Source organism: Nocardia sp. bgisy134, from assembly GCF_965341865.1.
Lineage (GTDB): Bacteria > Actinomycetota > Actinomycetes > Mycobacteriales > Mycobacteriaceae > Nocardia.
In genome coordinates this window covers 43,430-67,734 of the sequence record NZ_CBDQZP010000019.1, presented here as the reverse complement: position 1 = coordinate 67,734, position 24,305 = coordinate 43,430, and the positions used below count along the sequence as shown (strand labels likewise).

Genomic DNA, 24,305 nt, shown 5'->3' with positions numbered 1-24,305 from the left:
GAATGTAGCATTATTATTCATCAGTGAAGGAAACCCGGCAAGGGCCGCCCGACCTGGGAGAACCGGAGGAGGTCGCTGCTATGTTGGTGCCCATGGGTACCGAGCAAGCCGTACGACCGCGTCAGCGGGCGCGGCACCTCGGACCGCAACGCCGCCGCCCGCAGGTGCTCGACACGGCGCTGGCCATCGCCGTCGAGCACGGCGTCGCGTCGGTGACCATCGCCGCCGTCGCCGAGCGGATGAACGTCACCAGGCCGGTGATCTACGCCTGCTTCGCCGACCGCGTCGAACTCATCCAGGAACTGATCCGCCGCGAAGAGGGCCACCTCATCGAGGGGTTGCTCGAGGCCACCCCGCGCCGCGCGGTCGACGCGGGCGAGACCGTCTTCGTGGAGGGCTTCCAGACGCTGCTGGAGATCGCCGCAGCCCGGCCGGACTCGTGGCGGCTGCTCTACGGCAATCCCGATCCCGCCGTGGCGGATTCGTTCGGCCGCGGCCGCAAGCTCGCGGTCGAGCGGTGCACCGAACTGCTGCGTCCCACGCTGCGCGCGTGGGGCACCGAGGACGCCGAACGGAAGCTGCCGATCCTGGTGGAACAGTGGGTCTCGGCCGGCGAGGGCGCGGTGCGTTCGCTGCTGGCCGACGAGGGCGACTGGACGCCGCAGACGCTCGGCGCGTTCGTCGGCGCGGCGGTCTATCGCGCGCTGCGCCAGGCCTGACTCGCCGTTCGAACGAAATCCGCCGATACCGCAGTGAGGCACGCCCGATTGCCGCCGGATGCGGTCCGCCCGAAGCCCACGCGGTCAGAGTCGGTCCGACATTTCTCCTGCAATCTCGATCGACCGTCGGCGAGATACCGACGAACAGGCCGATAAGTCGGCAGATTTGCTTCCGTACGGGGCGCGTTTCCCGATCGCCGCAGGCGTCGGCTCACTACGATGGAGATCGACTGATCCGACCAGCGATCTGGCGGGAGGTGCGAGCATGGCGTTCTATCGGCAGGTCGGTGCGGTGCCGCCGAAGCGGCACACCCAGCACCGCGACGAGCACGGCAGGCTCTACTACGAGGAGCTGATGGGCGAGGAAGGCTTCTCCGGCGATTCCGCTTTGCTCTATCACCGCGGCCTACCGCCCGCCATCGTCGACGCCACGGTCTGGGAGCTGCCGGACCAGACGACGACGCCGAACCACCCACTGCGCCACCGGCATCTGCGCCTGCACGATCTGTTTCCCGGCGACGTCGCGGCCGAAACCGATCCGGTGACCGGCAGGCGGCTGCTGCTCGGCAACGCCGACGTGCGGATCTCCTACGTCGCGGCCAAAGGCGCCTCGCCCTTGTACCGCAACGCGATCGGCGACGAACTGGTGTACGTGGAGGCGGGCGAGGCCACCGTCGAGACCGTCTTCGGCACGCTGCCCGTCCGCCAGGGCGACCAGGTCCTCATCCCGCGCGCCACCACCCACCGCTGGTTGCCCGCCGGTCCGGAACCGCTGCGCGCGTATGCGATCGAGGCCGCGAGCCACATCACGCCGCCCAAGCGCTACCTGTCGAAATTCGGTCAGCTGCTGGAGAATTCACCGTACTGCGAGCGAGACCTGCACGGCCCGGCCGGTCCGCTGCTCGAATCCGATACCGACGTCGAGGTACTGGTGAAGCATCGGGCGAGCGGCCGCGTGGTCGGCACTCGCATGATCTACGCGACGCACCCGTTCGACGTGGTCGGCTGGGACGGGTGCCTCTACCCGCTCACGTTCAACATCGCCGACTTCGAGCCGATCACCGGGCGCGTGCACCAGCCGCCGCCCGTGCACCAGGCGTTCGAGGGGATCAATTTCGTGGTGTGCAATTTCGTGCCGCGTAAGGTCGACTACCACCCGCTGTCGATCCCGGTGCCGTACTACCACTCCAACGTCGACTCCGACGAGATCATGTTCTACTGCGGCGGAAATTACGAGGCGCGCAAGGGTTCCGGAATCACGCAAGGCTCGGTGTCGGTGCATCCCGGCGGCTACGCGCACGGACCGCAGCCCGGCGCCTACGAGCGCAGCATCGGCATCGAATTCTTCGACGAACTGGCCGTCATGGTGGACACCTTCCGCCCGCTCGAACTCGGCGAGGGCGCGCTGGCCTGCGAGGATCCCGCCTACGCGTGGACGTGGTCCGGCCGGGGTCCGCAGTGAGGACGCGCCTCGAAGTGCCGGACGATTCGCTGTTCGGCTCGGACAACCTGCCTTACGGGGTGTTCGCGCCGCGCGGCGGCGGACATCGGGTCGGTGTGCGATTCGGCGAACATGTCGTCGATCTCGCTCTGGCGCTGGATGATTCGGCCTTCGCCGCAGCGGACCTGAATCCCTTCCTGGCGCAGGGGCCCGCACGTTGGCGCGAGGTGCGCGAGCGGGTGCGCGAACTGGTCGACTCCGAGATCCCCGCCGAGGCCGTGCATTCCCTCGCGAACGTGTCGACGGCGCTGCCGATCCGCGTCGGCGACTACGTCGACTTCTACGCGAGCATCGACCACGCCTCCAACCTCGGACGCCTCTTCCGCCCGGATGCCGAACCGCTGCTGCCGAATTGGCGGCACCTGCCCGTCGGCTACCACGGCAGGGCCGGAACCGTGGTGGTCTCCGGCACCGATGTCGTCCGCCCGCACGGCCAGCGCAGAACCGATTCGGGCGCACCGGATTTCGGACCTGCACGACGGCTGGACATCGAAGCCGAACTCGGCTTCGTCCTCGGCGTCGGTTCCGAACTCGGCAGGCCGATCGACATCACCGAAGCCGAGAACCACCTGTTCGGCGTGGCACTGGTCAACGACTGGTCCGCCCGCGACATTCAAGCCTGGGAGTACCAGCCACTCGGACCGTTCCTCGGCAAATCGTTCGCGACCTCACTGTCGGCCTGGGTGACGCCGCTGGCGGCCCTCGACTCGGCGCGGATAGCGCTACCGGAACAGTCCCCACCACCGCTGCCCTACCTCACCGCCGATCAGCCGTGGGGGCTGGACATCGACCTGACCGTGCGCTGGAACGGCCACACCGTCGCCCACCCGCCGTACGGACGCATGTACTGGTCACCCGCGCAGATGCTCGCGCATTTGACCGCCAACGGCGCGGCGACTCGCACCGGCGATCTGTTCGCCTCGGGCACCATTTCCGGCCCGGAGGCCGGGCAACGCGGGTCGTTCATCGAATTGTCTTGGGGAGGAAAGGAACCCGTTGAGGTGGGAGAGGAGTTGCGGACGTTTCTGGAGGACGGTGACGAGGTGGTGATCACGGCGTCGGCTCCTGCGGCGGGGGGTGCCCGCATCGGGCTTGGTGAGGTGCGCGGGCGGATTCTGCCTGCGCGCGATCGGTCCCTCGCGGGATTGCACGAGGCATCGAGTCCCGCCTCATAGTTCGAGTCGAGTCTTGTGTGGCGCTTGCTTGTGGATTGCGGTCGCAGTATTCGTAGTTCGCAGCGAGTGCGCCCGCCCAGCGGATGGGTAGCAGCTTGGCTGGGTTTCGAGTCGCGCGCGCGTTTGGTCGACTGTGCGCGTCGCTCACCGTTCGCAGCGGATCCGCCTACCCAGGTCTTCGCTTGCCGGGCTGGGTCTTTGTGCGGGCTCGCGCCCGCCCACCATCGACCTCGCGTCGGGAAATAGCCCAGCAGCACAGAACGTGACGCCACGCACTTTTAGCCCAAGACGTGGCCAGCATCACCACCCCCGCCGATTCAGTTGGATCGACCCACCGGTTTACCGTTCGGGTGAATCACCCATCGGACGGGAGCCCGCGGCAATGTTGACCACCCTCGCACGGTTCGCCGTCGCGCGCCCGCGCGTCGTTCTCGGCCTCGCGCTGCTGCTCATGCTGCTGTGCGGCCTGTTCGGGGCGACCGCGCAGTCGCACATGAAGTCCGGCGGGTTCGTCACTCGGGACCTGGAGTCGGTCGAGGCCGCCGACTTCATCGCCGACCATTTCACCGGCGGGGACCCGAACTACATCCTGCTCATCACCGCCGAGGACGGGGTCGACAGCGCGGCGGCGAAGGCGGCAGCGCAGCGAGCGACCGACCAGCTGCGCACTTATCCCGAGGTCAGCGGCATCCAGTCGTACTGGTCGGCGCGGCCGGACCTGGCGCAGGCGCTGCGCGGCAGGGACGGGCACAGCGGGATCGTCGTGGCCAGTATCGAGGGCGACGACGGTGAGCTCAGCGAGCGCGCCGCGAAGATCAGCGAGACGGTGCAGACCAGCGGCGATGGCGTCACCGTTCGCGCGGGCGGGCTGGCCGCCGTTTTCGCGGACATGAACTCCCAGATCAGCGAGGACCTGATCGTCGCGGAGGCCATCGCGGTGCCGCTGACCGGGCTCTTGCTGATCCTGGTGTTCGGCAGTGTGGTCGCCGCCGCGCTGCCGATCGCGATCGGCCTGTTCGCCATCGCCGCCGCGCTCGGCATTCTTCGGGCGCTGACGGCGGTCACCGACGTCTCGATGTACGCGCTGAACATGACCACCGCGCTCGGTCTCGCACTGGCCATCGACTACAGCCTGTTCATCGTCAGCCGATACCGGGAGGAGCTGGCCCGCGGCCTGGATTCCGGCGCGGCCGTGGTGCGCTCGATCCAGACCGCAGGCCGCACCGTGGTGTATTCGGCTCTTGTGGTCGCGCTTTCGCTGGCGGCGCTCGCCGTGTTCCCGCAGTACTTCTTCAAGTCGTTCGCCTATGCGGGGATGGCGGTGGTCGCGGCGGCGGCAGGCGCCGCGGTCATCGTGCTGCCCGCGATTCTGGTGCTGGTCGGCGAGCGGGTGAACGCGCTGGACCTGCGGGTCCCGCTGCGCCGCATGCTCGGTCGGCCCGGCCCCGCGGAGCAGGCGCCGGAGCGCAGCCTGTGGTACCGGTGGGTCGTCGGCGTGATGAAGCGCGCCGCTCCGGTCGCGGTGATCACGACCATCGCGCTGCTGCTGCTCGGATCACCTTTCCTGTCCGCGCATTTCGGCTACCCGGATGATCGCGCGCTGACGCAGTCCGCGCCGAGCCGCCAGGTCGGCGACGCGCTGCGCAGCGACTTCTCCGCCGATCTCGGCGCGAGCGCCTACGCGGTGCTGCCCGGATTCCACGGCGGCCAGGCCGAGCTCGGGGCATACGCCGCGGCGCTGTCCAAGGTGGCCGACGTGCCTGCGGTGCTGTCGAGCGAAGGCGTCTACGTCAACGGACTGCGCGCGGCCGCAGCACCGCCCGGAATGTCCGGCGCGGAGGGCGCTTTCCTGTCCATTGGGACCCGCCTCGATCCGTACTCGACGGACGGCAAGGATCAGCTCGCCCAGTTCCGGGCGATCCCCGCGCCCGGCGACGTGCTCTTCGGCGGCGCCGCCGCGCTGAACCAGGATTCGGTCTCCGCGATCGCGGACCGGCTCCCGCTCGCCGCCGCGCTCATCGCCGTCACCACCTTGATCCTGCTGTTCCTCTTCACCGGCAGTCTGCTGCTTCCGGTGAAAGCCCTTCTGCTCAACATTCTTTCGCTGGCCGCGACCTTCGGCGCGATGGTGTGGATATTCCAGGACGGGCACCTGTCCGGCCCGCTCGGCTTCACCCCGACCGGCAAGCTCGACCTCGCGATGCCGATCCTGATGTTCAGCCTCGCGTTCGGCGCGTCGATGGACTACGAGGTGTTCCTGCTCTCCCGAATCAGGGAGGAGTGGCTGGCGGGCGAGAAGACCGCGGCGGGCAACACCCACGCCGTCGCCATGGGCGTGGCCAGGACCGGCCGGATCTTCACCGCCGCCGCATTGTTGATGAGCATCGTCTTTCTCGCGCTCGCCAGTTCCGGTGTCGCGGCCATGAAACTGTTCGGCATCGGGTGCGCGCTCGCGGTGCTCAGCGATGCCACGGTGATCCGCGCGCTGCTCGCACCCGCGCTGATGCGGGTGATGGGTACCGCCAACTGGTGGGCGCCGAAACCCCTTGCGGCGCTGCACAGGCGCTTCGGTCTGTCCGAGGAATCAGAGGTTCCGACGCCGCGAGACACGGGCGTCACCCCGGCGACCGGGGCCGAAGCCGATCCGGTACCCGCCGCGGTTCGCGAATAGCACCGCAGGGGATTACGACTGCATGCCGCGTCCGAGGTAGACCACGCCGACGAATTCGGTCAGGTCGTCGATCAACGTCTGCACATCGTCGCGCGCGCCCCCGTCGTCGTGATGGTGCAGCCAATCGGCGACCAGCTCGAACATGCCGCCGATGGTGGCCAGAGCGAGGGCCAGCCGCCTGCGCTGAGCCCGCTCGTCCGCCGCGGGACCCGCCGACCACTCACCGTCCAGGAACGCCGCCGCCCAACGCCGGTTGCCGCGGCGCTGCTTCTCCACCGCCGGTGAAATACCGCCCGCCTCACCGAAAGTCACCTTCGCCAGGCGCGGGTCGTCGGCGATCGCGTGCACGAACGCGCCGATGACCGCCGCGGCGCGCTGCGACCAGTCGCGTCCCGCCACCTCCGCCGCCACCTCGGCCACGCGTTGCTGGATCTGCGCCGTGATCAGCTCGAGTAGTGCGACGTAGCAGGCTTCCTTGCTGTCGAAGTGATCGTAGAACCCCTTCGTGCCGACGTAGGCGCGCTGACAGATCTGTTCTATCGAAGTACCCGAAAAGCTCTGTTCGGCAAACAGTTCGGTCGCGGCCTCCAGCAGTTGACTGCGACGCTGCGCGCTGCGCTGCTCGGCGTCGAGGCCGCGAATCCGGCGCCGGGCCGGAGCCGGGCCGGGCCGCGCGGCGGGTGTGCTGCGGGTCATCTCACGACGATAGCCGGAGTGGTTTCAGAAAGAAGTCTTGTTGGCAATCGGAACCCGTGCTGTAATCGCTGTACCGATGAGGAGGGACCGAGATGTCGGTGATCGAAGGCGATTCGGCCGGAAGGCGCCCCACGTTCGTGCGCGCCGTCGTCGCCGCGGTGATCGTTACCGTTGGCGTCGCGCTGGCGGTCGGTGGGTCGCTCTCCGTCGCGGTGGCTATGCCACTGCCGCAACATGATTCGTTCTACGAGCCGCCGCAGGACTTCGCGAGCGCCGAGCCCGGGACCGTCCTCCGCTCCCGCGAGGTGCGACTCGCCGTGCTCACGCTGCTGCCGTTGAACGTGCGTTCCTGGCAGTTGCTGTATCGCACGACCGACCTGTTCGACGAACCCGCCGTCGCGGTCACGACCGTGGTACTTCCGGCGGGCGCGGACCCGACCCGCTCGCGCCCGCTGGTGTCGCTCCAGTTCTACTACGACAGCGCAAGCCCTTCCTGCGCACCGTCGTACGTATTGCGGCAGGGTGCGGGACTGCCCGGCGTCGAGGGCATCCATTCCAACAGCGAGCTGATCGCGCTGGCCGCACTGATCAGCCAGGGCTGGGCCGTGTCGATTCCGGACTACGAAGGCCCGTCCGGTCATCTCGCGGTCGCCAAGGAACCCGGGTACATGACGCTCGACGGGATCAGGGCCGCACAACGATTCGAGCCGATTGGCCTGGACGGTGCGAATACGCCGGTGGCCCTTTGGGGTTACTCCGGCGGCGGAATGGCCACCGGGTGGGCCGCCGAGATGCAGCCGAGCTACGCCCCGGAGCTGAACCTGAAGGGCGCGGCGCTGGGTGCGCCCGTCTCGGATGTCGAATCGTTGCTGCACGTCAACGGATCCATGTTCGCCAGTCTGATCGGCATCGGAATCGCCTCGCTGTCCAACGCCTATCCGAGCTTCCACGAGGTGACCTACCGGCATCTCACGCCCGAGGGCCGTGCGCTGCTCGACCGCACCAACGCGCAGTGCCTACCGCGCAACGCGCTCACCCAGATGTTCGTCGATTACCAACGGCTGCTGACGATTCCGATTGCCGACTACCTGGCGCTGCCGGAGATCCGCGAGGTGTTCGATGCGACGGTGCTGGGTGGCAACACCCCGACCACACCGATCCACCTGTACCAAGGCGTCTTCGACGAAGCGGTGCCGGTGTGGACCAACGACTCTCTCGCCCAACGGTATTGCGCGAACGGCGCCTCCGTCGTCTACAAACGCGACCACCTCAGCGAGCATCTGACGCTGCCGTCGCTCGGCATGGCCGACACCTTCGACTGGCTGAAGGAGAGGCTGGCGCCGAACGCGCCGGACCAGGTCGGCTGCCGGACCGACAATGTGGTCTCCATGCTCGCCGACGTCGACGCGCTGCTGAGTCAGCTCGAGATCAATCTGAACGCCGGCTTCGGCGCACTCGGGTTCCCGATCGGTCCCAGCGAACGCTGATCCAGGCCGCACATTTCCTTCTGGATGGTGCGATGAATTCGGCCGGACTGGGAAGTCTGCACAGGCGAGGAACGACCCACGTCAGGAGATGGCCATGCAGAAGATCGTCACGAACCTCTGGTACGACACCCAGGCCGAGGAGGCGGCGAAGTTCTACTGTTCGCTCTTCCCGGACTCCAAGATCACCGACATCCAGTACTACGGCGAGGCGGGGCCGCGCGAGGCCGGACTCGCCATGGTCGTCGACTTCGAACTGAACGGTCAGAAGTTCACCGCCATCAACGGCGGCGGCGAGTACCACTACACGCACGCCATGTCGCTGCTGGTCAACTGCGAAAGCCAGGTCGAGGTCGACCGCCTGTGGCTCGCGCTGCTCGCCGACGGCGGCCAGGAGATCGAGTGTGGCTGGCTCAACGACAGGTACGGCATCCCGTGGCAGATCTGGCCGGTGCAGGCCAACGAGCTGATGAAGGGCGATCCCGCCGCCGTCGCGCGCGCCACCAAGGCCATGTTGGGCATGAAGAAGATCGACGTGCAGGCCATGCGGGACGCCTACGAGGCGGTCTGACCACCGCATTTCACCTCCCCGAATCCCCGCGCGGTGAGGCGCTGGGCTACGTGGACGCGCGCGGGTTCGGGTCATCGCCGGGCGTGTCCGCGCGGCGGGCGGGTATGGTCGACCGGGAAATTTCACATCGCCAACGGGGGCTCGCACCAGCGGGCTGAGAGGACGGCTAGCCCAAGAGGGCGGTAAGGGCCGTCGACCGTATGAACCTGACCGGGTAATGCCGGCGTAGGGAGGAGAAGCATGGCCACCGCCAACGGCGCCGCCGCGCCCGTCGACACCGTGACCACCGGCCCCATCGAGGGCAGCGTCAAGCACTACCAGGAAGTCGACGACCTGCGCATTCCGGTGCGTCGGATCAATCTCACCAACGGTGACACCTTCGACGTCTACGACACCTCGGGCCCGTACACCGACGACAACGCGGCCATCGACCTCGAGGCCGGGCTGCCCAAGCTGCGCGACACCTGGGCCAAGCCGCAGGTGGACGGCCCGCCCACCCAGCTGGCGTGGGCGCGGCAGGGAATCGTCACCCCGGAGATGCGGTTCATCGCCGGACGCGAGGGCGTCGAGCCCGAGCTGGTGCGCGAGGAGGTCGCGGCCGGGCGCGCGGTGATCCCGGCCAACCACAAGCACCCGGAGCTGGAGCCGACGATCATCGGCAAGAAGTTCCTGGTGAAGATCAACGCCAATATCGGCAACTCCGCGGTGTCCTCCTCCATCGCCGAGGAGGTGGAGAAGATGGTGTGGGCCACCCGCTGGGGCGCGGACACCATCATGGACCTGTCCACCGGCAAGAACATCCACGAGACCCGCGAGTGGATCCTGCGCAACTCCCCGGTCCCGGTCGGCACCGTGCCGATCTACCAGGCGCTGGAGAAGGTGAACGGCGATCCGACCCAGCTCACCTGGGAGATCTACCGCGACACTGTCATCGAACAGTGCGAGCAGGGCGTGGACTACATGACCGTGCACGCGGGCGTGCTGCTGCGCTACATCCCGTTGACCGCCAAGCGGGTCACCGGCATCGTCTCGCGCGGCGGCTCCATCATGGCCGCGTGGTGTCTTGCCCACCATCGCGAGTCGTTCCTGTACACCCACTTCGAGGAACTCTGCGAGATCCTGGCGAAGTACGACGTGACCTTCTCCCTCGGCGACGGCCTGCGTCCCGGCTCCATCGCGGATGCCAACGACGAGGCCCAGTTCGCCGAGCTGCGCACCCTGGGCGAGCTGACGAAGATCGCGAAATCCCATGGCGTGCAGGTGATGATCGAAGGCCCCGGACACGTGCCGATGCACAAGATCGTGGAGAACGTGCGGCTCGAGGAGGAGCTGTGCGAGGAGGCGCCGTTCTACACCCTCGGCCCGCTGGCCACCGACATCGCGCCCGCCTACGACCACATCACCTCGGCCATCGGCGCCGCGATCATCGCCCAGGCGGGCACGGCCATGCTCTGCTACGTCACACCCAAGGAACACCTCGGCCTGCCCAACCGCGACGACGTCAAGGTCGGCGTGATCACCTACAAGATCGCCGCGCACGCCGCCGACCTCGCCAAGGGTCACCCGCACGCTCAGCAGCGCGACAACGAATTGTCCAAGGCCCGTTTCGAATTCCGCTGGCGCGACCAGTTCGCCCTCTCGCTCGACCCCGACACCGCACGGGAGTACCACGACGAGACCCTGCCTGCGGAACCCGCCAAGACCGCCCACTTCTGCTCCATGTGCGGCCCGAAGTTCTGCTCCATGCGCATCTCCGCCGACGTGCGCGAATACGCGGAGAAGAACAACCTCACCGACGTGGAGGCCATCGAAGCAGGCATGGCGGAGAAATCCGCCGAGTTCGCCGACCACGGGAAACAGGTTTACCTGCCGGTGGTTTCGTAGTTCCTTCTCGGTTGCGCCCGTCCCGACCTCGCCGGTCTGGGCGGGCGTTTGCCGTTGTGGGCGCGACCCTGCGCCAGTCCAACGTCACACGCTTGCCGTTCGCCCTACATAGGCGGTGCCTATGCGAGGGGTGCACGCGCTGTGTGGGAACGCCGGAACAGCGAACCTAGCGCACGGTGCTCTCGATCAGACGGTGCGCGGCCTTGTCGGTCCGGCTGACGTCTCCCGTGATGATGCGATCTTGAAGTATGCCGCGTAAGCCTGAAACCAGGAGAGTCGCAATAACTTCCGCGTCATCTACGTTGAACCTGCGCAACCCGTCGGCGAGCGCGGCGACGAAGGTGCCGATGGCGTCGGTGGCATAGTCGGCGTAGGGGCCGTTGGAGGCGCAGGCCGCGCCGAGCACTTGGAGCATCACCTTGACGCTGGTCGCGCCGGCGCCGGTGGTGTTGGCGCGCCAGAAATCCCACAGGCGGGCGCGCAGGGCGGGGGCGTCGGCGATGTCGGCGAACAGGGCTCTGATGTTCGGGCGCTGGGTGGCCAGGGCTTGGACCAGCAGTTCTTCCTTGGTGTCGAAGTAGTAGATGAGCATGCGCGAGCTGGTGCCGAGTTCGGCGGCGAGCGGGCGCAGCGAGAGTTCGGCGAGGCCGTGCGCGGCGATGTAGTCGACGACGCCGGAGAGGAGTTCGGCGCGTTTGGCGTGGTCGAGTGGGCGGGCCATGAGTTGACTGTAGCGAGTGCTACAGGTATTCATGACATCGTGACTGTAACACTCGCTTCAGAAACTGCGGACTCCGTCGTCGTCACCGCCTACGCGGCCACCACTTCGCTCGCCGACGACATGGATACGACCTGGTCGGAGCTGTTGCGAGGACAGACGGGCATCGGCGTGCTCGACGACGATTTCGTCGCCGAGTACGACCTGCCGGTCCGCATCGGAGGCAAGCTGAAGGCGCATCCGTCCGCGCAGCTGAGCAGGATCGAGCAGCGCAGGCACTCCTACGTCGAGCAGTTGGCCTTGGTCCTCGGCAGGCGGGTCTGGCAGGCCGCGGGCGCACCGGAGGTCGAGGGTGAGCGGCTGGCGGTGGCCATCGGCACCGGCCTCGGCGGCGGCGACGCACTGATCGATGCCGTCGACGCCATGCGCGCGGGCGGCTACCGAAAGGTGTCTCCGATGTCGGTGCCGATGGTGATGCCGAACGGTCCCGCCGCCACGGTCGGTCTCGAAATCGGCGCCAAGGCAGGCATTTTCGCGCCCGTATCGGCGTGCTCCTCGGGCTCGGAGGCCGTCGCGCACGCGTGGCGGCTGATCCGTTCCGGCGAGGCCGACGTGGTGGTCACCGGCGGCGTCGAGGGGCACATCCACGCCGTGCCGATCGCGAGCTTCGCGATGATGCGCGCCATGAGCACCCGCAACGAGGAACCCGAACGCGCCTCGCGCCCCTTCGACCGGGATCGCGACGGGTTCATCTTCGGCGAAGCGGGCGCGCTCATGGTGCTGGAGTCCGAGCGGCACGCCAGGGCGCGCGGCGCCGAGATCCACGCGCGGGTGCTAGGCGCGGGCATCACCTCCGACGCCTTCCACATCGTCGCCTCCGACCCGGAGGGCATCGGCGCGGCCCGCGCCATGCGCAAGGCCATCGAGACGGCCGGACTGAACGCTTCCGACATCGCCCACGTCAACGCGCACGCCACCTCGACACCGATCGGCGACGCCTCGGAAGCCAACGCCATCGCCGCCGTCACCCCGCACGCCTCGGTCTACGCACCGAAATCCGCGCTCGGGCATTCCATCGGCGCGGTCGGCGCGCTCGAATCCATCCTGACGATGCTCACGCTGCGCGACCAGGTCGTCCCGCCCACCCTCAACCTCGACAACCAGGCTCCCGACATCGATCTCGACATCGTCGCGGGCGCGCCCCGACGGCAGCGGATCGACTACGCGGTGAACAACTCCTTCGGCTTCGGCGGCCACAACGTCGCGCTGACCTTCGGCCGCGCCTGACCCCCCTGCCCAGGACAGAACTCGCCCCACCCGCGCCCACAGAGCTGCCGGCTCTGTGCGGCACGCACGGGATGTGGCACGGGCCGCGACTCGAGCGTCGCGCCGCCGAGCGCGGTATACGGCAGACCAGACCACTCGGCCTGCGTGGCAGAATCGTTAACCGGACGAACTATTCGATGACCGGCAGCGGCGCCGGTCCGAGGGACGGACGACAACGTGAGCGAGCGTCAGCGAGCGAACCATCGACACAGTGTGCTGTCACGCACGACGCAGCCGAGCGTCAGCGAGGCGGAGTCGTGAGTGACGCCTTCTACCTCCCGGATCCGGACGACCCGCAGCGGTTTCTCTCCACCGAACTCACGCGCGGGCCGTGGTCACCCGACGCGCAGCACGCGGGCCCGCCGTCGGCGCTGCTCGGCCACGTCATCGAGCGGTGCGAGCCGCGCGAGGGATTCCAGATCGGGCGGGTCGCGGTGGAGATCCTGGGACCCGTGCCGCTGGAGCCGCTGATCGCCGAGGCCCGCGTCACCCGGCCGGGGCGCAGTGTGGAGTTGCTGGAGGCGACGCTGTCCACCGAGCGCGGTCCGGTGATGAAGGCCAATGCGTGGCGATTCAAGCTGGCCGAACCCGAACTGTCGCTGCCCGAGAAGATCCAGCCGACGGGCGTGCGTCCCGGTCCGGAGCACGCGCCCGCTCCCGCTCCCTTCCCCGCCGCGCACGAGGTCGGCTTCCACACCGCCATCGAATACCGTTTCGTCACCGGCGCTTTCGAAGAACCCGGGCCCGCGATCTGCTGGATCCGGCTGAAGTATCCGATCGTCGCAGGCACCGATCCGAGTCCGCTGGAGAGGACGCTGGCCGCCGCCGATTCGGGCAACGGCGTGAGCTCGGTGCTCGACTGGTCGCGCTACTTGTTCATCAACACCGATCTCACCGTCACCCTGCACCGCCAGCCGGTGGGCGAATGGGTCTGCCTCGACGCGGTCACCTATCCCCAGCCGCACGGCATCGGCCTGGCCGAGTCGGCGCTGTTCGACGAGAAGGGCCCGCTCGGGCGCAGCACCCAGACGCTCTACCTCGGCACTCGGTGAGTTAGGCCCGAGTCGAGATCTGCTGGATTGCCCAGCCGTTGCCGTCGGGGTCCGCGAAGAAGACGAACCCGACGTTGTCGAGTGGGTCCGGCATTGTCGTCGGGCTCTCACCGAGCACCTGGATCTCGCCGACCTCCACACCGCGCTCGACCAATTCGGCGCGCGCCTTGTGGAGGTCGGGGACAACCAGCTGCAAGCCCTGCAACGAACCGGGCGTCATCGAGGGCACCGCACCTTTGCCGATCACGATCGAGCAGCCGGAACCCGGCGGGGTCAGCTGCACGATGCGGATGTCGTCGCCGATCTCGGTGTCGTGGTCGACGGTGAAGCCCAACTGCCACGCGTAGAAGTCCTTGGCCCGGTCGATGTCCGAGACCGGAACCACGACCACCTCGAGCGTCCAATTCATGGCGAACCCCTTTGCGTCCGACGAATGCGTCGTTCCTACCAGCCCGCCGGGCGCCGCGCCGCATTCCGACACGCGGCCGCCATCGCTTGCTGAGCGAGCGTCGATCGATTGCTCTGGTGCGGCAATGTTCTGTCAACCACCGTAGGCATGCCACGGACGGTGGTGTGCCTGGCACTCGTGCCGCAGCTGCCACAGACGGAGTCGCGGGCGCGCATTCAAACGCGCGGCTGCCAGCGCCAAGCGAATTCACCCGGCTCCGGCGGCGGCCCCGGCAGGTCACCCTCCGCCTCGAGACCCGCGACGAGCAGCGCCAGCGTCCGCCTGCGCAGCTCGGCGGTGCGTTCCGCGTCCGGCATGGCGATCGCCGAGCAAGCCTCCAGGATCAGCCCCAGGTCCTGCGGATTCACTTCCGCCCGTAGCCGCCCGGAGGCGTGCGCGCGACGGATCAATTCGGCGTTGACCTCGCCCGAGTGCAGCACGTCGGGCCACATCGCGTCGTCGGGTGTGAAGGTGCCCGCCAGGCGCACGGTCAACGAGTGCACGTCGGCGTCGACCACCCGCTCCAGGAACCCGACCAGCCCGCGCCAGCCGTCCGAATCCTCCAGTGCCGCATCCGCTTCCGCGTTGTAGCGGCGCAGCCCTTCGTGGCAGAGGGTGCGCAGCAGCACTTCCTTGCTCGGATAGCGGCGGTACAGCGCGCTGATGCCGACGCCCGCGCGCTCGGCGACGGCGGCGATCGGGGCGTTGGCGTCGGCGAGGAACACGGCTCGCGCCGCGTCCAGAATCAGCCCGTCGTTGCGGGCGGCCTGCGCCTTGCGGCCGGGCAGGCCCTTGCGAGCTGGGACTTCTTGCGTCTTCGGCATGACTTCAGCCTAGCACTTGAAACGGAATGATCCGTTCTGTTACTGTTTGAACAGAACGAAGCATTCCGTTTCAAAAACGAGGAGCATCCGATGGTCGCCATCACCCCCTTCCGCATCGACATCCCGCAGGCCGAGCTCGACGATCTCCAGTCGAGGCTGGCCCGCACCCGGTGGGCCGATCAGATCCCCGGCTCCGGCGATGCCTATGGCGTGAGCGTCGATCGCGTCCGTCACCTGGTCGACTACTGGCGCACCGGCTTCGACTGGCGCGCGATCGAGGCGAAGCTCAACGCCCACCCTCAGTTCACCACCGAGATCGACGGCCAGACCGTGCACTTCCTGCACGTGAAATCGTCTCGGGACAACGCCTTCCCGCTGATCCTCAGCCACGGCTGGCCGGGCACCTTCGTCGAGTTCCTCGACATCATAGAGCCGCTCTCCGCCGCGGGCTTCGACCTGGTGATCCCGTCCGTCCCGGGGTACGGATTCTCCGGCCCGACAAAGGAATCCGGCTGGGACAACGCCCGGATCGCCAAGGCGTGGGCGGAGCTGATGAGCAGGCTCGGGTACTCCCGCTACGGCGCGGTCGGCAACGACGGCGGTGCGCAGATCTCCGCGGAGGTCGGCCGGATCGATCCCGAACACGTTGCGGGCGTGCATGTCTCGCAGGTGTACTCGTTCCCGTCCGGCGATCCGGCCGAGCTGACCGATCTGACCGAGGAGGAGCAGCAGTCGCTGGCGACGCTGGAGTGGTTCGCGCAGAACAAGATGAGCTTCAACATCCTCCAGGCGCAGCAGCCCCAGACCTTGGCGCACGCGATCACGGATTCGCCGACCGGGCTCGTCGGCTGGAACGCCCAGCTGCTCGGCCCCGAGCTGGACGACGAATTCGTGCTCACCAACATCGCGATCCACTGGTTCACCGGCACCGCGGGCACGGCGATCCGGCAGTACTTCGAGAACGCCAAGGCGCAGCATCCGTCCGAGCCGACCACCGTGCCGTTGGGGCTCTGCGGCTCCACCGGCGATTTCCACGGCATCCGCCGCTTCGCCGAGCGCGACCACAAGGCCATCGCGTCCTGGCGGACCCACGAGGTGGCGACCCACTACCTGCACCACTCGGCGCCCGAGTTGATCGCGGGTGAGATCAGCTCGTTCTTCGCGACGTACCGGTAACCCCGCACCCCGAAACGGTGCACATCCGTCCCGGATGTGCACCGGGGGCGTGTGGACGTTCGCTTATGTCATCGAGAGTCACGGCCATGGTTCGTCTCGCTTCGCGTTGATGTACTGGATTCACCAACGGCACACCAGCTTTCACCGCAAGGGAGAACACCATGAAAATCGCAGTCTTCGGAGCCACCGGCAGCGTCGGCCGCCTGGTCGTCGAGCAGGCGCTCGAGCAGGGCCACGAGGTCACCGCCTTCACCCGCAACGCGGCGGGCGTCACCCAGCGACACCCGCGCCTGCGCGTGGTGGAGGGCGACGTCTTCGACACGCACCAGGCCGAGCGGGCGGTCGCCGGTCAGGACGCGGTGCTGATCGCGCTCGGCGACGGCCGCAAGGGCCTGGTGCGCTACGCCGGAACCAAGTCGGTCGTGGAGGCGATGCACCGGACCGGGGTGAAGCGGCTGATCTGCCAGAGCACCCTCGGCGTCGGCGACAGCCGCGACAACCTCAACTTCCTGTGGAAGCACGTGTTCTTCGGCATGCTGCTGCGCCGCGCCTACAACGACCACGTCGAGCAGGAGGCGTACGTGCGGGCCAGCGACCTGGACTGGACCATCGTGCGGCCGAGCGCGTTCACCGACGGCCCGCGCACCGGCAGCTACCGCCGCGCTTTCCCGGGCTCCGAGCGCGGCCTCACGCTCAAGATCGCACGGGCCGACATCGCCGAATTCCTGCTCGAACAGCTCACCGATTCGACTTATCTGCGCCGGACGCCAGGCATCTCGCACTGATGCCGCGCATCGAAAGCGATCGACGGCAGTTCCCACACAGGCCACACGCCCCTCACAGCGCCAATGCTTATGTGGGGCGTGTGAAACCTGTGTGCGATCACCTGCCGCGACCCACGCCCCCTCAATCGCGCGTGGGTCGCGGCAGGTTCGGTTCCCGAGCGGCGCCGGGAAAGCGGACGCGGCACTTCAGCGGCGCGGCCACCACGATTCAGGCGTGCTCGTGCAGCTCGCCCCACGCCGGGAACGGGTCGTCGAAATCTGCCCAGACCTCCGGTCCCGCAGTGAATTCGGCGTCGGTGAGCAATGCGGCGTCCAAGAGTGCGCGCACCCGGTCGCCGTCCAGCTTCACGCCGATGAAGACGATCTCCTGTCCCGCGGGCACTTCCAGCGAGGACCACCACGCGGCGGGCTCGAAGGTCAGGTTCGGTCCGGCCTGCGACCAGATCGCCGCCAGACTCGCCCTGCTGGCGATCCAGCAGAATCCCTTGCTGCGCAGAATAGCTCGCAGCTGGTCGAGAGCCGATGCCAATCGACCCGGATGGAACGGACGTTCGGCGGTGTAGGTGATGCTGCGGATGCCGTACTCGTCCGTCTCCGGAACATGGCCGCCCGCAAGCTCTTCCGCCCAACCTGCCGTCTCGGACGCGACCACCGGGTTGTACCGTCCGGTGCCGAGCACCTCGCCCAGCTCGACCACGCCGCGCTCGATGCGCAGCACGCGAGCGCGCGGATTCAGCCGTCGCACCGTGGCTTCCACCGTCCCCGCGGCGTTCGCGCTCACCAGGTCGGTCTTGTTGATCAACAGCACGTCGGCGAATTCCACCTGGTCGACCAGCAGATCGGCGATACTGCGCTCGTCACCCTCGCCCGCCTCCAGATTCCGTTCCGCCAGCGCCTGGCCGCGGACCAGCTCGCCGAGGAAGGTCGAGGCGTCCACGACCGTCACCATGGTGTCCAGCCTCGCGATGTCGCCGAGTGTGAAGCCGTCCTCGAATTCCCAGTCGAAGGTCGCCGCCACCGGCATCGGCTCGGAGATCCCCGTCGATTCGATGACCAGCTGATCGAAGCGCCCCTCCCTGGCCAGCCTGCCCACCGCCTCGATGAGGTCCTCGCGCAGCGTGCAGCAGATGCAGCCGTTGGTGAGCTCGACCAGCTTCTCCTCGGTGCGGTCCAGGTGCCCCTGGCCCGCCACCAGGGCCGCGTCGATGTTCACCTCGCTCATGTCGTTGACGATGACCGCGACCCGGCGGCCCTCGCGGTTGGCCAGGATGTGGTTGAGCAGCGTCGTCTTGCCCGCCCCGAGGAAACCGGACAGCACGGTGACGGGCAGCAGATCGGAGCGCGTGGAAGTGGTCACGGATTAATGGTAATGGTTTTCATTTGCTTCGTAGCGGGCGGGTGGGCACCGCCCACCAGGCGTTAGGGTCGGGACTGTGAAACTGCTGCCCCTTCCCGCCGACGGACAGACTCCGGTCCGCGTCCTCACCATCGCAGGCACCGACTCCGGCGGCGGCGCCGGGATCCAGGCCGACTCGCGCACGATGGCGATGTGCGGGGTGCACGCGTGCGTCGCGGTCGCGGCGGTGACGGTGCAGAACTCGGTGGGCGTGAGCGGCTTCCACGAAATTCCGCCGCAGATCGTCGCCGACCAGGTGCGTTCGGTGGTCGGCGATATCGGCGTCGGCGCGGCCAAGACGGGCATGCTCGCCTCGACGGCCATCATCGAGGCGGTCGCCGAGGTCTGCCGCGAAGTGGGCATCGGCCGCGACGGCACGATTCCGCTGGTGGTCGATCCGGTGGCGGCGTCCATGCACGGCGACCCGCTGCTGCACATGGAGGCACTGGATGCGTTGCGCCACACGCTGATTCCGCTCGCCACGGTCGTGACGCCGAACCTCGACGAGGTCCGGCTGCTCACCGGAATCACGGTCACCGACCAGGCCGAGGCGCGACGCGCGGCCGAGGCGCTGCACGCGCTCGGCGCGCGCTGGGCGATCGTGAAGGGCGGACACCTTCGCTCCTCCGAGACGAGCACCGACCTGCTCTTCGACGGCGAGAACTTCCACGAGTTCACCGCGCCGCGCCTCACCACCGGTAACGACCACGGCGGCGGCGACACCCTCGCGGCGGCCATCGCCTGCGCCCTCGCGCACGGCTATCCGGTGCCGGAGGCGGTCGAGTTCGCCAAGGAATGGACCCGCCGATGCCTGGCCGCCTCCTACGATCTCGGCGCGGGCCACGGCCCGGTCTCGCCGCTGTGGCGGCTGCGTCACTCCTGACGTCCACGCCTCGTTCGTCCAGCAGTCCGGCCGCGAAAACTTGTCGGTGGGCGGGTCCATACTGAGGTTGTCGCGAACACGGCCGGCCTCAACGGCGCGGCTCGGCCAGGAACAACGGCGTTCACAGTGGACGCGGCAAGGCCCCTGTGCCGTCCGCGGCGGCACTCCGGGGTCAGGACGATTCGGCCGAAAAGGCCCGGTGCAGGGGTAGATCGGCGTCGATGACGATGCCGTTGAGACGGGCGTTGGCCTCGGCGAGCGCCGAGACGATCTCGGCGATGTAGGCGACGAACTTCTCGATCGGCATCGTGTTGGCCTGGAGTCGATTCGCGCCGAGCCACCAGTCGGTGGCCGAGGCGACCGCACCGAATATCGAATAGTTGACGAGCTCGACACTCGCCACGTCGATCGACTCGTCCTCGACCAGACCGGCGAACAGCTCGGCGGCCCGGCGCGCCGACTGCCTGGCCGATTGCAACGCCCGCTCGGACTCGTCGGCCTGCTGGGTGAAGTGACTGTGCAGCATGAAACGGAAGACGTTCGGGTGCTCGGTGACCACCAGGGCGTACTCCGCCGCGCCGCGGCGCACCAGTTCGCGAGCCGAGTCGTCGGTGAGGTCGATGCTCGAGATGATGCGCTCCCACAGCATGTCGCGCACCCGGTCGACGATGGCGTTGTAGAGGTCGGTCTTGTCCTCGAAGTGCCGGTACAGCTTGGGCTTCGCGGCGCCCGCTTCCTTGGCGATATCGCCCATGCTGACGTCGGGGCCGAACTTGTCCAGCGCACGGAACGCCGCGTCGACGAACTCGTCACGCACCTTCACCCGATGCGCACGCCACCGCTCGGTGCGGGCGTCGACCCGCTTGGGCCGCGCCTTGTCGATTTCCCGGCGGCTGTGCATCACGGCTCCGACCGTACCAATTCCTTACTCGACCTCGGGCAACTCGGTCGGAACCGGAAAAGGCGGGGTGCTCTTGCCCGTGATACGAAAGCGCCGCCACGGATCGGGATCGCCGACATAGCCCTCGCGGGCGCTGTGTTCGGTGCGGATGGTGACCCTGGTGCGCGGCTCGTCACCGAGCGCGGCGGAGAGGTCGTCGTTCGGGCGAATCCGGCCGAACCACCGGTAGATGCCGTCGATCGGTTCCCGATAGCCGCGTAGTTCGACCTGCACCGGGATCTCGCGGCCGTGCACGACGAGGGTCGCCGCGCCCAGGTAATCGGATCCCGCGTGCGGACTGTCGGCGAAGGCGTTGTTCATCCCGGCTCCTGCGTTCGCTCGTAAGGCCCCACTCGACCTCGACCGTTGACATCGAGTGAGACGTAGGACACACTCGTCAATGTACACGGAACTAGCGGTACTGGGTACTAGGAGTTCCGCATTCGCGGGAACCTCGTTCCTCCGCCGTTCCGGCACAGCGGATTGAAACCCAGCACAGAGAGCTGGTGGGGACAATGACGTCCAGCCACGACTACGGCTTCCGGCCCGCCACCACGCCGTCCGGTGCGGCCGTGCGGCGGCGCCGTCATATCGGCGATCGGCAGACCACCGCGCGGCGGCTGCTGTTCGCGGGCGCCGCCGCGGCCGCCTACGATCCCGATCTCGACATCGACTGGGACGCGGCGCCCGATCCCGCGAAGCATTGGCTTCCGCCGGAACGTGTTTCGCTGTACGGCAGCAGGCTCTGGGAGCGGCTGACCCCCGAGCAGCGGCGCGAACTCGGCAAGCACGAGCTGGTCAGCATGCTCGGCATCGGCATCTACGCGCAGTCGATGCTGTCCATGCTGATGTTCCGCGACGTCATCGAAAGCCGCGATCCCGTCGACGATCACACGCGATTCACGCTCGCGGCGATTCACGACGAGAGCCGCAACTCCACCATGTACAGCAGGCTGATCAACGCGACCGGCCTGCCGCCCTACCGGCTGCCCGCGCCGCTGCGCGCGCTGACCAAGCTCACGCTGTGGATCCCGGACGGTCCCACCGCGCTCGGCTTCCGCCTGCTCGTCGAGGAGATGGCGGCTCAGCTGCTGCGCGAGCTCACCGCCGATCCGGACATCCAGCCCCACCTGCGCCAGCTGGCCGTGCTGCACGCCGCCTCCAGCGCGCGCCACATCGAGGCGACGCGCGCGGAGTTGTTGCGCGCCATCGACTCTCGCGGCCCGATTCGCGCTGCATTGCATCGTTGGATGCTCAGCGCCGTGGTCGCCGTCGCCTACGCGACGCTCGTGCACCCGGCGGTGTATCGCGCCGTCGGCATCCATCCGCTCGCCGGCGCCGCGGCCGCGGTCACCACCGGCGCCTATCGACGCAACGCACGCGCCGCGACGGCGACCGTGCGCGATTTCCTCCGCGAAACGCACCGGCCCCAGGGCATGTCGGACGTTCGCTCGATCACGAACGGGAGAGCGGTGCGATGACCACCGAAGCCGAACCCATCGTCACCACCGCGGGCGCCTCGACGGTACGTCGCAAGACCGTCGGCGACCGGCAGAAGACAGCCCAGCGCCTGCTGCGCTCCTCCGCCGAGCGCGCCTACGACGGCGAGGTCGACATCGATTGGGACGCGCCGATCGAGCCGGGCAAGCACTGGATGCCGGAACACCGGCAGTCGCTGTACGGCACCGCGCTGTGGGAACGACTCACCCCGGAGCAGCGCACCGAACTCGGACTGCACGAGCTGGTCAGCGTGCTCAGCTTCGGCATCTTCGCGGAGGCGGGGCTGAGCACGATGCTCTTGCGCACCGTGCTGGAGAGCGAGCAGCTGGTGGACGATCACACCCGCTACGCGCTCGCCGAGATCGGCGAGGAGACGAGGCATTCCACGATGTTCAGCCGCCTGGTGAATCTCACCGGACTGCGGCCGTATCTGCTGCCGAAGACCGGGCGCAAGCTCGGCCGCCTCGCCGCCTTCATCCCGCTCGGCCCTTCTGCTTACGCGGGCACCCTGTTGATCGAGGAGATCTTGGACCGGTTGCAGCGTGAGGCCATGAACGATCCGGACCTGCAACCCCATGTGCGCCAGCTGATGAAGATCCACGTGCTGGAGGAGGCGCGCCACATCACCTACGCCCGTGAGGAATTGGTGCGCGCCATCGAGGCGCGCGGCAAGGTGTCCAACGCCTTCCACCGCGTGGTCTTCGCGGTGATGGTGCTCGGCGTGTATCCCGTGCTGATCAATCCGCGCGTGTACCGGTCGGTGGGCATCGATCCGCTACGCGGCTTCCTCGCCGCGTTCACCTCACCGAACTTCCAGGTGAACGCGACCTTCGCGGGCGAGCCGCTGCTGCGTTTCGCCCACGAGGTGGGCATGCTCGACGGCGCGGTGACGCGGCGGCTCTACCGCATGTCGCGCAGTGTGCCGCAGGACATTCTCGACGACCTCGACCGCCGCGCGGCGGCATGACCCGAGGGAAGTGATGCTATGTCGGCGCGGCATTCGGCTCCGGTGCGCACCGGGGTACTGATCATCGGCAGTGGATTCTCCGGCCTCGGCATGGGGATCGCGCTGGACAAGGCGGGACTCGGCGACTACCTGATCGTGGAGAAGGCCGACGACATCGGCGGCACCTGGCGAGACAACACGTATCCGGGCTGCGCCTGCGATGTGCCGACCCACCTGTACTCGTATTCCTTCGAGCCACGCTCGAATTGGCGACGGCTGTTCTCCGAGCAGCCGGAGATCTTCGACTATCTCCAGGAAGTCGCGGACAAGTATCGGTTGCGCCACCGTATCCGATTCGGCGAGCACATGGTTCGCGGGTACTGGGCCGAGGACGAACGGCGCTGGCACGCGTTCGGCGCCGACGGCCAGGAGTACGTCGCGCGTTTCATCGTCTCGGCCATCGGAGCGCTGCACATTCCGAGCATCCCGCAGTTCCCGGGCAGTTCCGAATTCGGGGGCGCCGCCTTCCATTCGGCGCAGTGGGACCACGGGGCCGACCTGCGCGGCAAGCGGGTGGCGGTGATCGGGACCGGGGCGAGCGCGATCCAGTTCGTGCCGGAGATCGTGGACGAAGTGGGCGCGCTGACGGTGTTCCAGCGCACCGCACCGTGGGTGCTGCCGCGCGCCGACGTCGTCTTCTCCGATCGGTTCCGCACCGCGCTGCGACGGGTGCCCGGACTGCGCTTCGCGCTGCGCAACGGCATCTACTGGGGCGCGGAGGTCGCCGCCTACGCGATGACCCGCAGGCCCGACCTGCTGAAGACGCTGGAATGGTTCGGCAAGCGGCACATCGCGCGCCAGATCGCCGATCCCGCGCTGCGCGCCGCGGTGACGCCCGACTACCGCGCGGGCTGCAAGCGATTGCTCGGCTCGGACACCTATTATCCGGCGCTGGCCGATCCCAAGACGACGGTGGTCACCGACCGCATCGACCACTTCACCGCCGGGGGCATCGTCACCGCGGACGGCGTCGAGCACCCGGCCGACGTGATCGTCTACGGCACCGGATTCCATGTCATCGATTCGTTCACCACCCTGTCCATCACCGGCCGCGACGGCGTCGACCTGGCCGCGCGCTGGACCGTGGAGGGCGTGCAGGCACACCGCGGGATCACCGTGGCGGACATGCCGAATGCCTTCTTCCTGCTCGGCCCGAACACGGGGCTCGGCCACAACTCGGTCATCTTCATGATCGAGTCGCAGATCCACTACGTGCTGGACGCGATCCTGCAGGTGCGAGCGCGCGGCGCGGCGGCGCTGGTGCCCCGGCGGACGGCGCAGGACCACTTCAACGCCGAACTCCAGCGGAAGCTGGGCCGCTCGGTGTGGAACACCGGCGGCTGCCGCAGCTGGTATCTGGACGAGCACGGCAACAACCGAACGCTGTGGTCCGGCTTCACCTGGCAGTACTGGCTACAGACCAGGCGGCTGCGGCCGGACGAGTACGAGTTCATCGGACCCGCGCCGAGCGTCCCGGCGCGACCGACCGTCGTGCTGGAAAACCGTCCCGCCCAAACCTTCCCGACCACGATCACCGGTAGCTGAAGGGG

At 68.0% G+C, this 24,305-nt stretch carries 22 protein-coding genes; 15 read left to right on the top strand and 7 right to left on the bottom strand.

Annotation, left to right across the window (positions count from 1 at the left end; all coding sequences use genetic code 11):
- The first annotated feature begins 92 nt into the window (after positions 1–92).
- From ACRWNM_RS28545 to ACRWNM_RS28530, 4 genes are all read left to right on the top strand, one after another.
- Positions 93–719 (top strand): TetR/AcrR family transcriptional regulator, encoded by a 627-nt coding sequence (locus ACRWNM_RS28545; RefSeq protein WP_431971199.1) that lies wholly within the window; start codon positions 93–95, stop codon positions 717–719.
- A 265-nt stretch (positions 720–984) separates the two neighbouring features.
- Positions 985–2,181 carry a homogentisate 1,2-dioxygenase gene (locus ACRWNM_RS28540; protein ID WP_431971198.1) on the top strand — a complete coding sequence of 399 codons (1,197 nt, stop codon included), beginning with the start codon at positions 985–987 and terminating at the stop codon, positions 2,179–2,181.
- Positions 2,182–2,195: 14 nt separating this feature from the next.
- Entirely contained in the window at positions 2,196–3,395 is a 1,200-nt protein-coding gene (fahA, locus tag ACRWNM_RS28535; RefSeq protein WP_431971197.1) for a fumarylacetoacetase, read from the top strand.
- 382 nt (positions 3,396–3,777) lie between these two features.
- On the top strand, positions 3,778–6,066 hold the full coding sequence (locus tag ACRWNM_RS28530) for an MMPL family transporter (RefSeq protein ID WP_431971196.1): 2,289 nt from the start codon (positions 3,778–3,780) through the stop codon (positions 6,064–6,066).
- A gap of 12 nt (positions 6,067–6,078) precedes the next feature.
- On the opposite strand, the gene ACRWNM_RS28525 is transcribed toward ACRWNM_RS28530, so the two are convergent.
- Entirely contained in the window at positions 6,079–6,762 is a 684-nt protein-coding gene (locus tag ACRWNM_RS28525) for a TetR/AcrR family transcriptional regulator (protein ID WP_431971195.1), read from the bottom strand.
- 92 nt (positions 6,763–6,854) lie between these two features.
- Here ACRWNM_RS28525 and ACRWNM_RS28520 point away from each other — a divergent pair, with 92 nt between their 5' ends.
- The 3 genes from ACRWNM_RS28520 (at position 6,855) to thiC (ending at position 10,701) form a co-directional block, all read left to right on the top strand.
- A complete protein-coding gene (locus ACRWNM_RS28520; RefSeq protein ID WP_431971194.1) occupies positions 6,855–8,249 on the top strand; it encodes a lipase family protein in 1,395 nt (464 codons plus the stop codon).
- 94 nt (positions 8,250–8,343) lie between these two features.
- Entirely contained in the window at positions 8,344–8,817 is a 474-nt protein-coding gene (locus ACRWNM_RS28515; protein WP_431971193.1) for a VOC family protein, read from the top strand.
- Between the two features lie 240 nt (positions 8,818–9,057).
- Positions 9,058–10,701 carry a phosphomethylpyrimidine synthase ThiC gene (gene thiC, locus ACRWNM_RS28510; RefSeq protein WP_431971192.1) on the top strand — a complete coding sequence of 548 codons (1,644 nt, stop codon included), beginning with the start codon at positions 9,058–9,060 and terminating at the stop codon, positions 10,699–10,701.
- Between the two features lie 166 nt (positions 10,702–10,867).
- Here thiC and ACRWNM_RS28505 read toward each other — a convergent pair whose 3' ends face one another.
- On the bottom strand, positions 10,868–11,422 hold the full coding sequence (locus ACRWNM_RS28505; RefSeq protein WP_431971190.1) for a TetR family transcriptional regulator: 555 nt from the start codon (positions 11,420–11,422) through the stop codon (positions 10,868–10,870).
- Positions 11,423–11,461: 39 nt separating this feature from the next.
- On the opposite strand from ACRWNM_RS28505, the gene ACRWNM_RS28500 reads away from it, so the two are divergent.
- Positions 11,462–12,706: a KasA/KasB family beta-ketoacyl-ACP synthase gene (locus ACRWNM_RS28500; protein WP_431971189.1), complete on the top strand. Its 1,245-nt coding sequence runs from the start codon at positions 11,462–11,464 to the stop codon at positions 12,704–12,706.
- A 296-nt stretch (positions 12,707–13,002) separates the two neighbouring features.
- Complete coding sequence (locus ACRWNM_RS28495) at positions 13,003–13,797, top strand: thioesterase family protein (RefSeq protein WP_431971188.1); 795 nt, start codon at positions 13,003–13,005, stop codon at positions 13,795–13,797.
- Position 13,798: 1 nt separating this feature from the next.
- Here the strand turns inward: ACRWNM_RS28495 and ACRWNM_RS28490 are convergent, their stop codons facing one another.
- Both ACRWNM_RS28490 and ACRWNM_RS28485 read right to left on the bottom strand, forming a co-directional pair.
- On the bottom strand, positions 13,799–14,206 hold the full coding sequence (locus tag ACRWNM_RS28490) for a VOC family protein (RefSeq protein WP_431971187.1): 408 nt from the start codon (positions 14,204–14,206) through the stop codon (positions 13,799–13,801).
- 215 nt (positions 14,207–14,421) lie between these two features.
- Positions 14,422–15,069 carry a TetR/AcrR family transcriptional regulator gene (locus ACRWNM_RS28485; RefSeq protein ID WP_431971186.1) on the bottom strand — a complete coding sequence of 216 codons (648 nt, stop codon included), beginning with the start codon at positions 15,067–15,069 and terminating at the stop codon, positions 14,422–14,424.
- 90 nt (positions 15,070–15,159) lie between these two features.
- Between ACRWNM_RS28485 and ACRWNM_RS28480 the strand changes: the two genes are divergently transcribed.
- Positions 15,160–16,245 (top strand): epoxide hydrolase family protein, encoded by a 1,086-nt coding sequence (locus ACRWNM_RS28480; RefSeq protein ID WP_431971185.1) that lies wholly within the window; start codon positions 15,160–15,162, stop codon positions 16,243–16,245.
- Between the two features lie 161 nt (positions 16,246–16,406).
- Complete coding sequence (locus ACRWNM_RS28475) at positions 16,407–17,030, top strand: NAD(P)-dependent oxidoreductase (protein ID WP_431971184.1); 624 nt, start codon at positions 16,407–16,409, stop codon at positions 17,028–17,030.
- Positions 17,031–17,238: 208 nt separating this feature from the next.
- Here ACRWNM_RS28475 and ACRWNM_RS28470 read toward each other — a convergent pair whose 3' ends face one another.
- Positions 17,239–18,387, bottom strand: coding sequence for a GTP-binding protein (locus tag ACRWNM_RS28470; protein WP_431971183.1), 1,149 nt, complete (start codon positions 18,385–18,387; stop codon positions 17,239–17,241).
- Positions 18,388–18,463: 76 nt separating this feature from the next.
- Here ACRWNM_RS28470 and thiD point away from each other — a divergent pair, with 76 nt between their 5' ends.
- Positions 18,464–19,309: a bifunctional hydroxymethylpyrimidine kinase/phosphomethylpyrimidine kinase gene (thiD, locus tag ACRWNM_RS28465; protein WP_431971182.1), complete on the top strand. Its 846-nt coding sequence runs from the start codon at positions 18,464–18,466 to the stop codon at positions 19,307–19,309.
- 172 nt (positions 19,310–19,481) lie between these two features.
- Here thiD and ACRWNM_RS28460 read toward each other — a convergent pair whose 3' ends face one another.
- Together ACRWNM_RS28460 and ACRWNM_RS28455 are read right to left on the bottom strand one after the other, a co-directional pair.
- Positions 19,482–20,210, bottom strand: coding sequence for a TetR/AcrR family transcriptional regulator (locus tag ACRWNM_RS28460; RefSeq protein WP_431971319.1), 729 nt, complete (start codon positions 20,208–20,210; stop codon positions 19,482–19,484).
- 24 nt (positions 20,211–20,234) lie between these two features.
- Positions 20,235–20,570: a DUF4873 domain-containing protein gene (locus ACRWNM_RS28455; protein ID WP_431971181.1), complete on the bottom strand. Its 336-nt coding sequence runs from the start codon at positions 20,568–20,570 to the stop codon at positions 20,235–20,237.
- Between the two features lie 194 nt (positions 20,571–20,764).
- Between ACRWNM_RS28455 and ACRWNM_RS28450 the strand changes: the two genes are divergently transcribed.
- From ACRWNM_RS28450 to ACRWNM_RS28440, 3 genes are read left to right on the top strand one after another with little or no spacing between them, the layout of a single operon-like run.
- The gene (locus tag ACRWNM_RS28450) at positions 20,765–21,730 is read left to right on the top strand and encodes a diiron oxygenase (protein ID WP_431971180.1); all 966 of its coding nucleotides are present in this window, start codon (positions 20,765–20,767) and stop codon (positions 21,728–21,730) included.
- The gene (locus ACRWNM_RS28445; protein ID WP_431971179.1) at positions 21,727–22,716 is read left to right on the top strand and encodes an AurF N-oxygenase family protein; all 990 of its coding nucleotides are present in this window, start codon (positions 21,727–21,729) and stop codon (positions 22,714–22,716) included. The genes ACRWNM_RS28450 and ACRWNM_RS28445 overlap by 4 nt, the downstream gene beginning before the upstream one ends.
- Positions 22,717–22,734: 18 nt before the next feature.
- Positions 22,735–24,300, top strand: a complete 1,566-nt coding sequence (locus ACRWNM_RS28440) for a flavin-containing monooxygenase (protein WP_431971178.1) — start codon at positions 22,735–22,737, stop codon at positions 24,298–24,300.
- Positions 24,301–24,305: the final 5 nt, after the last annotated feature.